The sequence below is a fragment of the Streptomyces alkaliterrae genome (assembly GCF_007097205.2).
In the GTDB taxonomy this organism is placed as follows: Bacteria; Actinomycetota; Actinomycetes; order Streptomycetales; family Streptomycetaceae; genus Streptomyces; species Streptomyces alkaliterrae.
In genome coordinates this window covers 1-13590 of sequence record NZ_VJYK02000147.1, presented here as the reverse complement: position 1 = coordinate 13590, position 13590 = coordinate 1, and the positions used below count along the sequence as shown (strand labels likewise).

Sequence of the window (13590 nt, the reverse complement as noted above, 5' to 3'; positions counted from 1 at the left end):
CGGGCGAGCGGGGTGCGGCGGACGGGGCGGGCGAGGAGTTCGGCGAGCGGGCCGCTGTCGGTGAGGGTGCGGAGTACGGCACCGGCGCGCGCGGTGCCGCGTGCGCCCGCGTGCGAGCGGCGCAATCGGCCGGCGAGCGTGTAGAGCGTCGCGGGGACGCTGGCGAGCAGCAGCACGACAAAGGTGGTGCGGGGGGTGGTGAGTGCGGTGAGCGCGGCGAGCAGCGCCCAGCGCTCCCCGATCGGCAGGACGACCATGCGCCGCGGCCAGGCCGTCCAGCCGGGGGCCTGTCCCGGCTGCCGTGTCGCCGGCCGCCGCCGGTCTCCGGTGTGGCTGTGGCCGGACTGGTGGTAGGCGGCGTCCATGACGTGGCGGACGGTGAGTACGGCCATCGCGGCCAGCGCCAGCGCCCAGACGTCGTCGCCCGAGCGGGCCGCGCCCAGCGCGAGCCCGGCGTAGAAGGCGTACTCCTTCGCGCGGTCGAAGGTGGCGTCCAGCCAGGCGCCGACGCGGGAGTAGCGGACCGCGTAGCGGGCGAGCTGTCCGTCGGCGCAGTCCAGGACGAAGGAGAGGAGCAGGAGGAGGGCGGCGGTGACGTAGCCGGGGCGGGTTCCGGTGGCGGCGCAGGCGGCGCCGGTCAGCGCGACGAGGAGGGAGGCGGTGGTGACCTGGTCGGGACTCAGGCCCCGACGGGCGCACCAGCGGGCGACGTGGCGCGAGTAGGGGCTGACGAAGAAGGTGGTGAAGAAGCCGTCGTGGTCCTTGACCGCCGAGCGCAGCCGGACGGCCTCCTCGTCGACCGCGTCGACGGCACGCAGCGCGGCGGCGCGGGCCTCGGCGTCGGTCGGCACGGCGGCGACCAGTGGGCCCAGGTCCGGGCGGCGTACGGGGACGCCGCCGCGTTCCAGGGCGGCGGCGAGCATCGCGGTGTGGTCGTCGGCGGGGCCTGCGGTGGGCTCGTCCGTGGGTGCGCGCCGGGCCAGGGCGCGGTCGAGATCGGCGCGGGCGGCCGGTGCCACGCTCAGCACGCCCGGCAGCGCGGCGGCCGCGGGACGGCTGTCGAGAAGGGCGAGACGCAGGCTGTGGCGGTGGCCGACAAAGCGGCCGTCGACCACCGCCACCCGTTGGTCGGCGGGGATCTCGGCGACCAGTTCGGGCAGTTGGTCGAGCCGGTCGGCCACGCCGACCCGGTAGCCGAGCTCCCGGAGGGCGTTGGTGAGCGCGAGGTCGTCGGGCGGGCTCGAGGTCAGGACGGCGGTCGGCAGCGGAACCACTCCTCGGCTGAGGTCGGCGTTCGCGTGTGCGGTGCTGGGGTGTCGCCCGAGGCTAACGGATACGGAATGACACGTTCCGTATCTCTTGGGGCGTCTTCCCGGCCGTCGCCCGCGGACTCCCGGCGGCACCTGTCGAGCGCCCCCTCCGGCGGCCCCCTCCTCGCCCGGGCCGACAGCCGGGCCGCTCTGACCTGCGGGAAGAAAGCGCAGGTCAGAGCACACGACAACGGTGTTCAGTGTCGCGTTGCTTATACCCCCCACCCGTAGTTCACTTGGCAGTCGGCAGGACAGGCGCAGGGCGCTGACGGCACTGATCACGTCCACGACGCGCCGGCGACACACCGGCGCACAGGGGAGGAACTCCATGGGTGCGGGCCACAACCACGGCGGGCCGCCACCGGCCGCGAGCACGGGTACGGCAGCCGCCGCCTACGTCGGCCGGCTGAGGATCGCGCTGGGCATCGCGCTCGCGCTGCTGGTGGCCGAGGCGGTCGGCGCCTGGCTGACCGGATCGCTGGCGCTGCTGGCGGACGCCGGCCATGTGGCCACCGACGTGGTGGGTGTCGGCATGGCGCTGACCGCCATCCACTTCGCCAACCGCCCGGCCGGTCGTGGCCGCACCTTCGGACTGGCGCGGATCGAGATACTCGCGGCGCTGCTGAACTGCCTGCTGCTGCTCGGCGTCGGCGGCTACATCCTGGTGGAGGCGATCGACCGGCTGCGGAACCCGGTGGAGGTCCCGGGTGGCCTGACGATCGTCTTCGGCGTGGTCGGCCTGGCGCTCAACCTGTGCTCGCTGGCGCTGCTGATGCGCGGCCAGCGGGAGAGTCTGAACGTGCGCGGTGCCTTCCTGGAGGTGCTGGCCGACGCGCTGGGCTCGCTCGCGGTGGTGGTCGCCGCGCTGGTCATTCTCACCACGGGGTGGAAGCAGGCCGACCCGGTGGCCTCCCTGCTGATCGCGGTCATGATCGTCCCGCGTACGCTCAAGCTCGCCAAGGAAGCCGTGGAGGTGCTTCTGGAGGCGGCGCCGAAGGGCGTCGACGTCGACGAGGTCCGTGAGCACATCCTGGGCGTGCCGGGCGTGGAGGAGGTGCACGACCTGCACGTGTGGACGATCACCTCGGGAATGCCGGTGCTCAGCGCCCATGTGGTCGTCGAACGCGGGACACTGGACTCGGTGGGCCATGAGCGCGTGCTGCGCGAGCTGCGCGCCTGCCTCGGCGAGCACTTCGACGTCGAACACTGCACGTTCCAGCTCGAACCGCACGGCCATGCCCGGCACGAGGCGGGAGTTTGCCACTGATCAGGGGTAGTACTCCCGGGTCGGTGAGACTGACGAGGAGAGGACACAGGGATCAGATGGCACAGACCGCGACCGCCCCGATCATGCTGGAACTGGTCGACGAGGACGGCAGCACGATAGGCACGGCGGAGAAGCTGTCCGCGCACCAGGCTCCGGGGCGGCTGCACCGCGCGTTCTCGGTGTTCCTCTTCGACGGGCGCGGGAGGCTGCTGATCCAGCGCCGCGCGTGGGAGAAGTACCACTCCCCCGGTGTGTGGTCCAACTCCTGCTGCGGCCACCCCTATCCGGGCGAGGCGCCCTTCGCGGCCGCGACCCGGCGGATCGGCGAGGAGCTGGGCGTGGCGCCCGCTCTGCTGCGGGAGGCCGGGACGACCCGCTACAACCACCCCGACCCGGTCTCCGGCCTGGTCGAGCAGGAGTACAACCACCTGTTCGTGGGTGTGGTCGAGGCGCCGGTGCGGCCGGTCCCCGAGGAGGTGGCGGAGGTGGCCTTCGTCAGCGGCGAGGAGCTGGCGGAGCGGCACGCGAAGGAGTCGTTCTCGGTGTGGTTCATGACCGTGCTGGACGCGGCGCGTCCGGCGATCCGGCAGGTGACCCCGGCGGACGCCGGCTGGTGATCCGGTGACCGGGCCCGGCTCGTCGCCCTCGGGTGGCGGGCCGGGCGGCCGCGGCGCTCAGCTCTGCACGAGCGGGAGCGCGGCCCAGACGACCTTTCCACCGGCGGCCGTCTGTTCGACGTCGCAGGTGCCGCCCCACTCGCCCACCACCGCCTTCACCAGCAGCAGTCCGCGCCCGCCGGTGTGCTCGCCGTCCGGGTCGGCGGCCAGGGCCCTGGGGCGGTAGGGGTGGCCGTCCTCCACGGAGAGCCGCACCCAACCCGGGCTCAGCGCCACCTCCACCCCGATCTGGGGGGACAGCAGCGCGGCGTGCCGTACCGCGTTGGTCACCAGCTCGGACGCGATCAGCAGCAGGCCGGCCAGCTGTTCGTCGCCCATCGGGGCGCGCTGGCGGCGGACGAGGTCGCGTACGGCGTGCCGGGCCTGCGGCACGGCGGAGTCCACTGCCTGGGCGGTGAAGCGCCAGACGCCCTCGTAGGGAACCTGCCGCGGGGCGGACGGCTCCGACAGCGGTGCACCGCGGCTCTCCATGGTGTCCGGCACCAACTCTCACTCACCTGCGGTTCAAGGGCCTGCCAGCACGCTTGTTGACAGACCGCCTATCACCTTCGAGTGTTGGTTTGCCGTTGCACCAACGGGCCACCTGACACAAACTGGCCGACGTTTGCACGCTTTCCGATCGCTTCTGACCGCTTTGACTATGTCTCCGGCCTGTTCCTCACGGCCGGCGTCCCGCCCTCACTCCCCGGCCGGGCCTGCGGACCCGCTCCCCCCGCCGGTCGATCGCGGCCTTCCCCCACCGGGCCTGGCCTGCGTCACCATGCCCACCAGTTGGCGTCCGCCGACCCCGGCCGCGATCAGACCGAGCCCTTCGAACAGCAGCGCCAGGGAGAAGAACGTGCCCAGCACGTACAGGCTGCTGCGCGGCCACTCGAACAGCACCAGCAGTCCCAGGATCAGGCCGGCAGCGCCCTGCGCGAACGTCCACAGCATCTCCGGCCCCCGGGTCACCGCGGAGCCCACCAGCCGGAACACACCGCCCGTCAGGAACAGCAGCGCCGCGAAGAGCGTCAGCCCCTCGGCGGTCGTCTCCGGATGACGCAGCACCACCACCCCGGCCGCCAGATACAGCGCGGCCACGATCAGGCCGAGCCAGAAGTAGTTGGAGCCGCGCGAGGTCACCGCGTGCACCAGGCCCACCGCGCCGCTGATCAGCAGCAACCAGCCGAAAAGCAGCACGGAGGTGAGGGTGGCCACACCGACGTAGATGAGACCGATCACGCCGCCGAGCACAAGAACCACGCCGAGCAGCACCAGCAGCCCGAAGTTGCGGTTCGCGCTCTTCGCCCGGGCGGCCGCGCCACCACGGCCCGCACCGGCTGAGCTTCTGCCACGCGCCACCGCGCACCTCCTCCTGGGTCCGGTAGTCCTCCGCACCAGAGTCCCCCGGCGGCAGGCCGCGCGGAGGGTCTGGATAGGCCGTCCGGGGGGCGCGGCGCCCGGACGCCACGACGCGGCATAGCATCCCTGCGCATGGAGCCAGGTCTTGATCTACACCGCGAGGGCGGCGTCGCCACCCTCACACTGCGCAACCCCGCCAAGCGCAACGCGATGACCACCGAGATGTGGCGGCGGCTGCCGATCGTCCTCGACCGGCTCACGGCGGACGGGGACGTGCGGGCGCTTGTCCTCACCGGTTCGGGCGAGACCTTCTGCGCCGGAGCGGACATCTCCAGCCTGCGCGAGGGCACCGCGCCGCAGCGGCTGGCGGTCGCCGCCGAGGAGGCGCTGGCCGCCTTCCCCCGACCGACGCTCGCCGTGGTGCGCGGCCACTGCGTCGGCGGCGGCTGCCAACTGGCGGCCGCCTGCGACCTGCGGTTCGCCGCCGAGGACGCGCTGTTCGGCGTCACCCCCGCACGCCTCGGCATCCCCTACCCGGCCGCAGCGACCGCCCGGCTGGCCCGCCTCGCCGGCCCGTCGACCGCCAAGTACCTGCTCTACTCGGCCGAGTTGATCAACGCGGAGCGGGCGCTGCGGGTCGGGCTGGTGGACGAGGTGCTGTCGGCGGACGCGCTCCCGGGGCGCGTGGCGGAGTTCACCGCGACGCTGACGGCACGGTCCCGGCTGACCCAGGCGGTCGCCAAGGAGTTCGTGGACGCCGCGTCTCTCACCGCCCCCGGCGGACCTCCCGGGGAGCGCGAGGCCCACTGGGCGCAGCAGGCGCAGGTCAGCGGCGAGACCGCCGAAGGCGTGGCCGCCTTCCTCGAACGCCGCGCCCCCGCCTTCCCCTGGCACCCCTGACCCGGCCTGACCCGGCCTGACCTGCGCGCCGCCGAGACGTCCCGCACGACCCCTGGGCAGCTAAGCGACCGTTCAGTAGCATCGTGGGTATGACTGGTGTGACCACGCTCGACGCACGCGCCGGCCGCCGCTGCCACGGCGCGGTGAATCCGCTGCACTCGCTGGTGTACTTCTCCCCCGAACTCGCCGAGGAGTTCGAGTCGGTGGGCGTCACCGACCGCTCGTCGGTGTACCTCGCCGCGCGCGCCGCGCCGTTCGGCCCGGTGGGCCCCGGCACGGTCACCGCGACGTTCTACAGCTTCGGCCACCGGATGATCGCCGAGCGGCTGCCCGCCGTGTGGCGACAGGTCTCCCCGGAGCGGGCGCTGGAGCTGCGGCTACGCGCCGCCGACCGGGTGCTGCGCCGGCTGCTCGGCGAACAGACGCTGAAATCCCCCGAGGTGGCAGAGGCCGCCGAACTCGCGCTACGGGCCGCCGAGGGCTGCGAGCGCGGCGCCCGGCCGCTGTACGCCGCCAACGCGGACCTGCCCGTACCGGACGAGCCGCACCTGGCGCTGTGGCACGCCGCGACGCTGCTGCGCGAACACCGGGGCGACGGGCATCTCGCCGTCCTGCTGGGCGCGGGCCTGACCGGTCTGGAGGCGCAGGCGAGCCACACCGCGACCGGACGCGGCATGAGCCCGCGCTGGGTGCTGGCCACCCGCGGTTTCACCGAGTCCGAGTGGCAGGCGGCGATGGCCGGCCTCCGTGAACGCGGGCTGGTGGACGACGACAACACCATCACCGACACCGGACTCGCGCTGCGGAAGGACATCGAGGCCCGGACCGACCAGGTCGACCTCGGACCCTACGAGCATCTTGGCGCGGCGGGCGTCGAACGCCTCACCCAGCTCGCCGGGACCCTCGCCATGACGGCCGTCGGCGCCGGCGCCTTCCCGCCGGACCTGATCGGCGCCGCCTGACCCCGTCCCCGGACCGTCCCGGGCCCGCAGACTCCACCTCCGGACCCTCCAGAGCCCCGCACAGCGCGCCACCGGGCCGCCGTATCCCCGCACTGTCGGCGGTACCTGCCACAATGCGGGCGTGAGCCCATCAACAGTCTCCATCGAAGCCAGGATCGCCGACGAACTCGGCGTACGGGAGCGGCAGGTCAAGGCCGCCGTCGAACTGCTCGACGGCGGCTCGACCGTCCCGTTCATCGCCCGCTACCGCAAGGAAGCGACCGAGATGCTCGACGACGCGCAACTGCGCGCGCTCGAGGAGCGGCTGCGCTACCTGCGTGAGCTGGAGGAGCGCCGGACGGCGATCCTGGAGTCGGTGCGGAGCCAGGGCAAGCTGGACGCCGAGTTGGAGGCCCGCATCCTGGCCGCCGACTCCAAGGCCCGCCTGGAGGACGTCTACCTGCCCTACAAGCCCAAGCGGCGGACGAAGGCGCAGATCGCCCGCGAGGCGGGCCTGGAGCCGCTGGCGGACGCCCTGCTCGCCGACCCGGGCACGGCCCCGCTCGACGCAGCCGCCGGCTACGTCGACGCCGAGCGCGGCGTCGCCGACGCGGCGGCGGCGCTGGACGGCGCCCGGGCGATCCTCACCGAGCGGTTCGGCGAGGACGCCGACCTGATCGGCGAGCTGCGCGAGCGGATGTGGCGGCACGGCAGCCTCGTCGCCCGCGTCCGGGAGGGCAAGGAGCAGCAGGGCGCCAAGTTCGCCGACTACTTCGACTTCTCCGAGCCGTTCACCAAGCTGCCCTCGCACCGGGTGCTGGCGATGCTGCGCGGCGAGAAGGAGGAGGTGCTGGACCTCGTCCTGGAACCGCTCGGCCCGGACGAGGCCGAGCAGGAGGGCCCCACGCCGTATGAACGGGCCATCGCGCACCGCTTTGACATCGTCGACCGGGGCCGCCCGGCCGACGGCTGGCTGCGCGACACCGTGCGCTGGGCCTGGCGCACCAGGATCAGCGTCCACCTCGGCATCGACCTGCGGCTGCGGCTGCGGCAGTCCGCCGAGGACGACGCGGTGGCCGTCTTCGCCGCCAACCTGCGCGACCTGCTGCTCGCCGCGCCCGCCGGCACCCGCGCCACCATGGGACTCGACCCGGGCCTGCGCACGGGCGTGAAGGTCGCCGTCGTCGACGCCACCGGCAAGGTCGCCGCGACCACCACCATCTACCCGCACGCCCCGGTCGGGAAGTGGGACGCCGCGCTGGCCGCACTGGGCGCGCTGGCCCGCGAGCACCGGGTCGAGCTGATCGCAGTCGGCAACGGCACCGCCTCCCGCGAGACGGACAAGCTCGCCGCCGAACTCATCAACTCCCAGCCGGACCTCAAACTGACCAAGGTGATGGTCTCCGAGGCCGGCGCCTCGGTCTACTCGGCCTCCGAGTACGCCTCCCGCGAGCTTCCCGACCTGGACGTCTCGCTGCGCGGCGCGGTGTCCATCGCGCGCCGCCTCCAGGACCCGCTCGCCGAACTGGTCAAGATCGACCCGAGGTCCATCGGCGTCGGCCAGTACCAGCACGACATCGCCGAGGCCAAACTGTCGCGTTCACTGGACGCCGTGGTGGAGGACTGCGTCAACGGCGTCGGCGTGGACGTCAACACCGCCTCCGCGCCGCTGCTCTCCCGCGTCTCGGGCGTCAGCGGCACGCTCGCCGAGAACATCGTCAGGCACCGCGACGACAACGGCCCCTTCCGCAGCCGCCGCCAGCTCAAGGACGTCGCGCGGCTGGGCCCCAAGGCGTACGAGCAGTGCGCCGGCTTCCTGCGCATCCGGGACGGCGACGACCCGCTGGACGGCTCCAGCGTGCACCCCGAGGCGTACCCGGTGGTGCGCCGGATGGCCGCCGAGACCGGCGGCGGCGTGGCGACGCTGATCGGCAACACGGCCGTGCTGCGCTCGCTGCGCCCGGAGAAGTTCGTCGACGACCGGTTCGGCGTGCCGACGGTCACCGACATCCTGGGCGAGCTGGAGAAGCCCGGCCGCGACCCGCGCCCGGCGTTCAAGACGGCGGCGTTCAAGGAGGGCGTGGAGAAGATCGGCGACCTGGCACCAGGCATGGTGCTGGAGGGCGTGGTCACCAACGTCGCCGCCTTCGGCGCGTTTGTCGACGTCGGCGTGCACCAGGACGGACTGGTGCACGTCTCCGCGATGTCCACGTCGTTTGTGAGCGATCCGCGCGAGGTCGTCAAGCCCGGCGACATCGTGAAGGTGAAGGTGCTCTCCGTCGACGTGGACCGCAAGCGGATCTCGCTGACGCTGCGGCTGGACGACGAGGTCACGCCCGACGGCCGGCCGGCGGCCCGCCGCTCGGGCGGCGGCGCTCCCCGCCCGGCCGGCGGCGAGCGGCCGCGCGGGGACCAGCGCGGCGGGTCACGTGGTGGTGCGCGTGGCGGCCAGCGCGGCGCGCAGTCCGGTGGGCAGTCCGGCGCGCAGTCCGGTGGGCAGCGCGGCGGGCAGTCGCGTGGCCAGCGCGGCGGCGGCCAGGGCTCGGCGCCGGTGGACGGCGCGATGGCCGACGCCCTGCGCCGGGCGGGGCTGCTCCGCGACTGACCTCATCTGCTGGATTCGGGCCCGGGCGGGCTGGCGAGAAATCGCCGTACCCACCCGGGCCCGACCCGTCTACTCATGCGTGTGCGTGTCCGTGGCGGATCGTCTCCAACCGTGCTCGGCAGAGGCGTCACAACCCGTCCGGTTTCTGGGCACCAAGGGGTTACCCCGAGGTAACTCGCGTTGCTTGAATAGACAAGTCAACGCACCACCCCCCACCTCACCCTCCACCCCTCATGGGAGTCCAGCGTGCCCAGAAGCAGGAAGCTCCGCACGTTCCAGGCCACCCTCGTCGCCGCCGCGCTCACCGCCGGCGGCGCCCTGGCCGCCGCACCCGGCGCTCAGGCCACCACACAGACCGACGTACCGGAGCTGAGCGTCCTCAGCCACAACGTCTTCCTCTTCAGCAAGACGCTCTACCCCAACTGGGGCCAGGAGCACCGGGCGTCCACCATCCCCACCGACGACTACTTCCAGGGCCACGACGTCGTGGTGGTCCAGGAGGCGTTCGACAACGCCGCCTCCGGCACGCTCATGAACAAGGCCGCCGCCGCGTACCCCCATCAGACTCCGGTTCTCGGCCGCTCCAAGAGCGGCTGGGACGCCACCCACGGCGCGTACTCCTCCTTCACCCCCGAGGACGGCGGCGTCACGATCCTCAGCAAGTGGCCCATCGTGCGCAAGGAGCAGTTCGTCTACAAGGAGGGCTGCGGCGCGGACTGGTACTCCAACAAGGGCTTCGTCTACAGCGTCCTGGACGTGAACGGCACGAAGGTGCACGTCGTCGGCACGCACGCCCAGTCCACCGACCCCGGCTGCTCGGCGGGCCAGGCCGAGCGGGTGCGCAGCGCCCAGTTCAAGGAGATGAACGCGTTCCTGAACGCCAAGCGCATACCCGCGAACGAACAGGTCATCGTCGCCGGCGACTTCAACGTCGACTCCCACACCGCCGAGTACGCGTCCATGCTCCGCGACGCCGGACTCGTCGACACCGACCACCGCACCGGCCTCGCCTACTCCTTCGACACCCGGGACAACTCGATCGCCCGCGACCGCTACCCCAGCGACCCGCGCGAGAACCTCGACCACGTCCTGCACCGCGCCGGCCACGCCCGCCCGGCCGGCTGGACCAACCACGTCGTCGACGAGCGCTCGGCGCCCTGGACCGTGACCAGCTGGGGCAAGAGCTACACGTACACCAACATGAGCGACCACTACCCCGTCACCGGCTCGGCACGGTAACCCGTCCCCCTGGTGCCCGTGTCCCGCCGCGCCCTCACACGCGGCGGGACACGGGCCCCGCACCTCACCTCCGCGCGGCCGCCCGGAGGCGCCGCAACCGCACCTCGTACAGGGTGAACACCAGCACCGTCACCGCGACCAGCGGCAGCACGAACCAGACCATGACCGCCGTGAAGCCGGACAACGCGTCGTGCTCGGTGGCGGCCAGCACCAGATAGGCCATGTACGCCAGGTACAGCGCGACGAACAGCCCACCCTCCCACCGGCTGATCACAAACCCGGTGAAGGCGATCGGCAGCAGGGCGACGGACGCGGCCACCATCAGCGGCAGGTCCAGCGCGACGGCTTCCGCCGGAACCGGCAGGCCACCCACGGCCAGCAGCGCCGGCAGCCCCAGGACCAGGCCGATGTTGGCGATGTTGCTGCCCACGACGTTGCCCACCGCCATATCCCGCTCCCCGCGCCGCACGGCCACCACCGACACCGCGAGTTCGGGCAGCGAGGTGCCGACCGCGACCACGGTCAGACCGACCACCAGGCTGCTGACCCCGAGCTCCGTCGCCACGTTCACCGCCCCCTCCACCAACAGATGCGCTCCGCCGACCAGCAACGCCACCCCGGCCACCACCAGCAGCACCGCCGACCACACCGGTAGTGGCCGGAACTCCTCCTCCGCACCCGACGCCGCCTTCGCCTCGACCTCCTCCCCCGCCAACACCGCGACCGGGGTCTTCGCCCGTCCGAGCACCACACTCAGCGTCAGGTAGCCGACCAGCACCGCCAGGAACAACCCGCCGTCCACCGCCCCGATCCGCCCGTCCAGCGACAGGACAAGCAGCAACCCCGACAGCACCAGCATGATCGGCACGTCGATCCGGATCAGCCGCCGCGTCACGAGCAGCGGCAGCACCAGCGCCGACACACCGAGGATGAGCAGCACGTTCGCGATGTTGCTGCCCACCACGTTGCCCACGGCGAGCCCCGGCTCGTCCCGCATCACCGCCCCGACGGTGACCGCCAACTCCGGCGCGGACGTGGCCAACGAGACCACGGTCAGCCCCACCACCAGCGACGAGATGCCGGCCCTCCGGGCGAGGCCGGAGGCCCCCCGCACCAACACCTCGCCCCCGGCCACCAACAGGACCAACCCGACCAGCACCCGACCGACGTCCAGAAGCTCCATACCGGGAAGTCTAGGAACGAACCGACCACCCCGTGACCAACACGGCGTCATTCGCCCACATCGCGGATAGACCAACGGCGTTGACGCCCCACCGGCATTCCTGCTCGCCCGCGGCGCCGAACCGCGCCACGATCCCTCCGGCAGCTCCCGCACGTGCCGTGCCCCTCCGACGCCCGCACGACTCCCCCGACACCAGGGCGCCGGCCATAGGAGGCCGGGCGCCGCAGCGCGTCATCGAGCGGACCGTACGCCGGCCCCGACCGGGCCAGCCCGGCCACGCTCGACGACCCGCGGACGTGACCGGGCACCGCGGGGGCTGACGAGACCTTCCGGCAGGTGGTAGATCCGGGGAGCTACCACGGCCCGCCAGACGTATTGTCCATATATGGGCGACATGCGGTGCCGCTGGTGTGGCGGGCGGTTCACGGGCCCTTCGGCCCGTGGGAGCCGGTACTGCCCGCAAGCGGCTCGGCGGCCCGGGCGGCGGCGGCCGGCCGCCACCGCACGGCAGAAGACGGCCGCCGGCGCGGTCCCTGTGTCGCCTGCCGAGCGAGCCGCGCCAGCCCCGCCGAAGCCACTCGCACCGGGATCACCGGCGGCGTGGCACCACGCTGCCGTGGCCCACTCCCCTCACCCGACCGGGCAGCCGACCCGCGCACCGCTACCGGCGGCCCGGCACGCCAGGGCCGGCTCGGCACGGACTGATGCAACCCCGGGCACCAGCGGCGAAGCGACCCGCAGCCGTCTCGGACGCGCACGCGGTACCGCACGTGCCCACCGGAGCGGGTGAGGGCCATGCGGCAGCCTGGCGACCCCGCAGACGTTGCCACGGGCCGTGGTGCCGAGCTCCCGGAGGCCGTGCTGGCGGACGCGGTGCGGGACACGGGGGCGTCGGTGGGCCTGGTCTACGTGCTGCCGCCCGGGGAACGGGTGCTGCATCTGGTGCTGGCTTCGGGGGTACCCCGGCACATCGCCGCGCCGTGGGCCCGCATTCCGGTGGACGCCGGAATCCCGGTGGCCGACGCGATGCGGCAACGGCGTCTGGTCTGGCTGGGCAGCCAGGAGGAGATCGCCCGCCGCTACCCGCGGCTCGGCATCGTCCTGCCGTACGACTTCATGCTCGCCGCGGCCCCGATCACGGACGCGGCCACGGCGTGGGGCGGCATCGTACTGCTGTGGCCCGTCTGGCACCCGCCCCAGCTCAGCCCGGCCGAACGCGAGGCGATCTCCGCGAGCTGTCACCGCGCGGCAGCCTTCCTGCGGCAGGCCGCCGACAGCGGGCTGCCCCCGCGCCTCCCCGACGAACCCCGCCTGCTCGCCGCGCCGCCACACCACGCCGACGCCGAACCGGCCCAGGCCACGGCCGCCCTGAGCTTCACCGAGCGCCTGCCCGTGGGCTGCTGCGCACTCGACATGGACGGCCGACTCACCTTCATCAACTCCGCCGGGGCCGAAATGGTGGGCGCCGACGCCGCCTCCCTCCTCGGCCACCGCCCCTGGGAGGTGCTGCGATGGCTCCACGACCCGGCGTTCGAAGATCGCTACCGGGCGGCGGTGGTCACCCGGCAGCCCACCTCCTTCACCGCCAGGCGCCCACCCGACACGGGGCTGGTCTTCCAGCTCTACCCGAGCGACACCGGCATCAGCGTCCAGATCCTCCCCGCCGCCGAAGAACCCGCCGCCACCCAGCCCCGGGCCACCGTCCCCTCCATGGCCGGCCCCGTCGGCGCGGCGGGTCTGTACCACCTGACACACGTGGCCACCGCCCTCGCCGAGGCAGCCGGCGTCAAGGACGTGGTCGAGCTGGCCGCCGACCAGATCGTGCCCGCCTTCGGCCCCAAGGCCCTGGCATTGATGACCGTGGAAGAAGGACGCCTGCAGATCGCCGGCTACCGGGGATACAGCGCCGAACTGGTGGCCCGTTTCGACGGCGCTCCCCTCACCTCCGACACCCCCGCCGTCCGTGCCGTCGCCACCGCGGAGTCCAGCTTCTTCCCGAGCTTCGCCGACCTCGAGCGCGCCTACCCGCCGGCCGTCCACCAGGACAAGATGGCCGCCTGGGCCTTCCTCCCCCTGATCGTCTCCGGCCGCCCGGTCGGCTCCCTGGTCCTCGGCTACGAACAGTCC

The 13590-nt window shown here is 73.0% G+C and carries 11 protein-coding genes; 7 read left to right on the top strand and 4 right to left on the bottom strand.

The features are described 5' to 3' along the window. Positions 1-1274: CDP-alcohol phosphatidyltransferase family protein (locus FNX44_RS15185; protein WP_323369365.1), on the bottom strand; the 1274-nt coding region annotated here is incomplete at its 3' end. A 364-nt stretch (positions 1275-1638) separates the two neighbouring features. Between FNX44_RS15185 and FNX44_RS15180 the strand changes: the two genes are divergently transcribed. Together FNX44_RS15180 and idi are read left to right on the top strand one after the other, a co-directional pair. Beyond that, positions 1639-2577: a cation diffusion facilitator family transporter gene (locus FNX44_RS15180; protein WP_143648775.1), complete on the top strand. Its 939-nt coding sequence runs from the start codon at positions 1639-1641 to the stop codon at positions 2575-2577. Between the two features lie 56 nt (positions 2578-2633). Then, complete coding sequence (idi, locus tag FNX44_RS15175; protein ID WP_143648774.1) at positions 2634-3194, top strand: isopentenyl-diphosphate Delta-isomerase; 561 nt, start codon at positions 2634-2636, stop codon at positions 3192-3194. Between the two features lie 57 nt (positions 3195-3251). On the opposite strand, the gene FNX44_RS15170 is transcribed toward idi, so the two are convergent. Both FNX44_RS15170 and FNX44_RS15165 read right to left on the bottom strand, forming a co-directional pair. Next, the gene (locus FNX44_RS15170; RefSeq protein WP_173019200.1) at positions 3252-3725 is read right to left on the bottom strand and encodes an ATP-binding protein; all 474 of its coding nucleotides are present in this window, start codon (positions 3723-3725) and stop codon (positions 3252-3254) included. A gap of 207 nt (positions 3726-3932) precedes the next feature. After that, positions 3933-4514 (bottom strand): HdeD family acid-resistance protein, encoded by a 582-nt coding sequence (locus tag FNX44_RS15165; RefSeq protein ID WP_228449907.1) that lies wholly within the window; start codon positions 4512-4514, stop codon positions 3933-3935. A gap of 213 nt (positions 4515-4727) precedes the next feature. Between FNX44_RS15165 and FNX44_RS15160 the strand changes: the two genes are divergently transcribed. The 4 genes from FNX44_RS15160 to sph all read left to right on the top strand — a co-directional run bounded on the left by FNX44_RS15160 (position 4728) and on the right by sph (position 10280). Next, the gene (locus FNX44_RS15160) at positions 4728-5495 is read left to right on the top strand and encodes an enoyl-CoA hydratase/isomerase family protein (RefSeq protein ID WP_143648772.1); all 768 of its coding nucleotides are present in this window, start codon (positions 4728-4730) and stop codon (positions 5493-5495) included. A gap of 89 nt (positions 5496-5584) precedes the next feature. Continuing rightward, a complete protein-coding gene (locus FNX44_RS15155; RefSeq protein ID WP_143648771.1) occupies positions 5585-6457 on the top strand; it encodes an SCO6745 family protein in 873 nt (290 codons plus the stop codon). A gap of 121 nt (positions 6458-6578) precedes the next feature. Beyond that, positions 6579-9041 (top strand): Tex family protein, encoded by a 2463-nt coding sequence (locus FNX44_RS15150; RefSeq protein ID WP_143648770.1) that lies wholly within the window; start codon positions 6579-6581, stop codon positions 9039-9041. A 246-nt stretch (positions 9042-9287) separates the two neighbouring features. Beyond that, the gene (sph, locus tag FNX44_RS15145) at positions 9288-10280 is read left to right on the top strand and encodes a sphingomyelin phosphodiesterase (RefSeq protein WP_143648769.1); all 993 of its coding nucleotides are present in this window, start codon (positions 9288-9290) and stop codon (positions 10278-10280) included. A 64-nt stretch (positions 10281-10344) separates the two neighbouring features. Here the strand turns inward: sph and FNX44_RS15140 are convergent, their stop codons facing one another. After that, positions 10345-11463 (bottom strand): calcium/sodium antiporter, encoded by a 1119-nt coding sequence (locus FNX44_RS15140; RefSeq protein WP_143648768.1) that lies wholly within the window; start codon positions 11461-11463, stop codon positions 10345-10347. Positions 11464-12258: 795 nt separating this feature from the next. Between FNX44_RS15140 and FNX44_RS15135 the strand changes: the two genes are divergently transcribed. Continuing rightward, on the top strand, positions 12259-13590 hold a 1332-nt coding region (locus FNX44_RS15135; protein WP_153507316.1), incomplete at its 3' end, for a GAF domain-containing protein.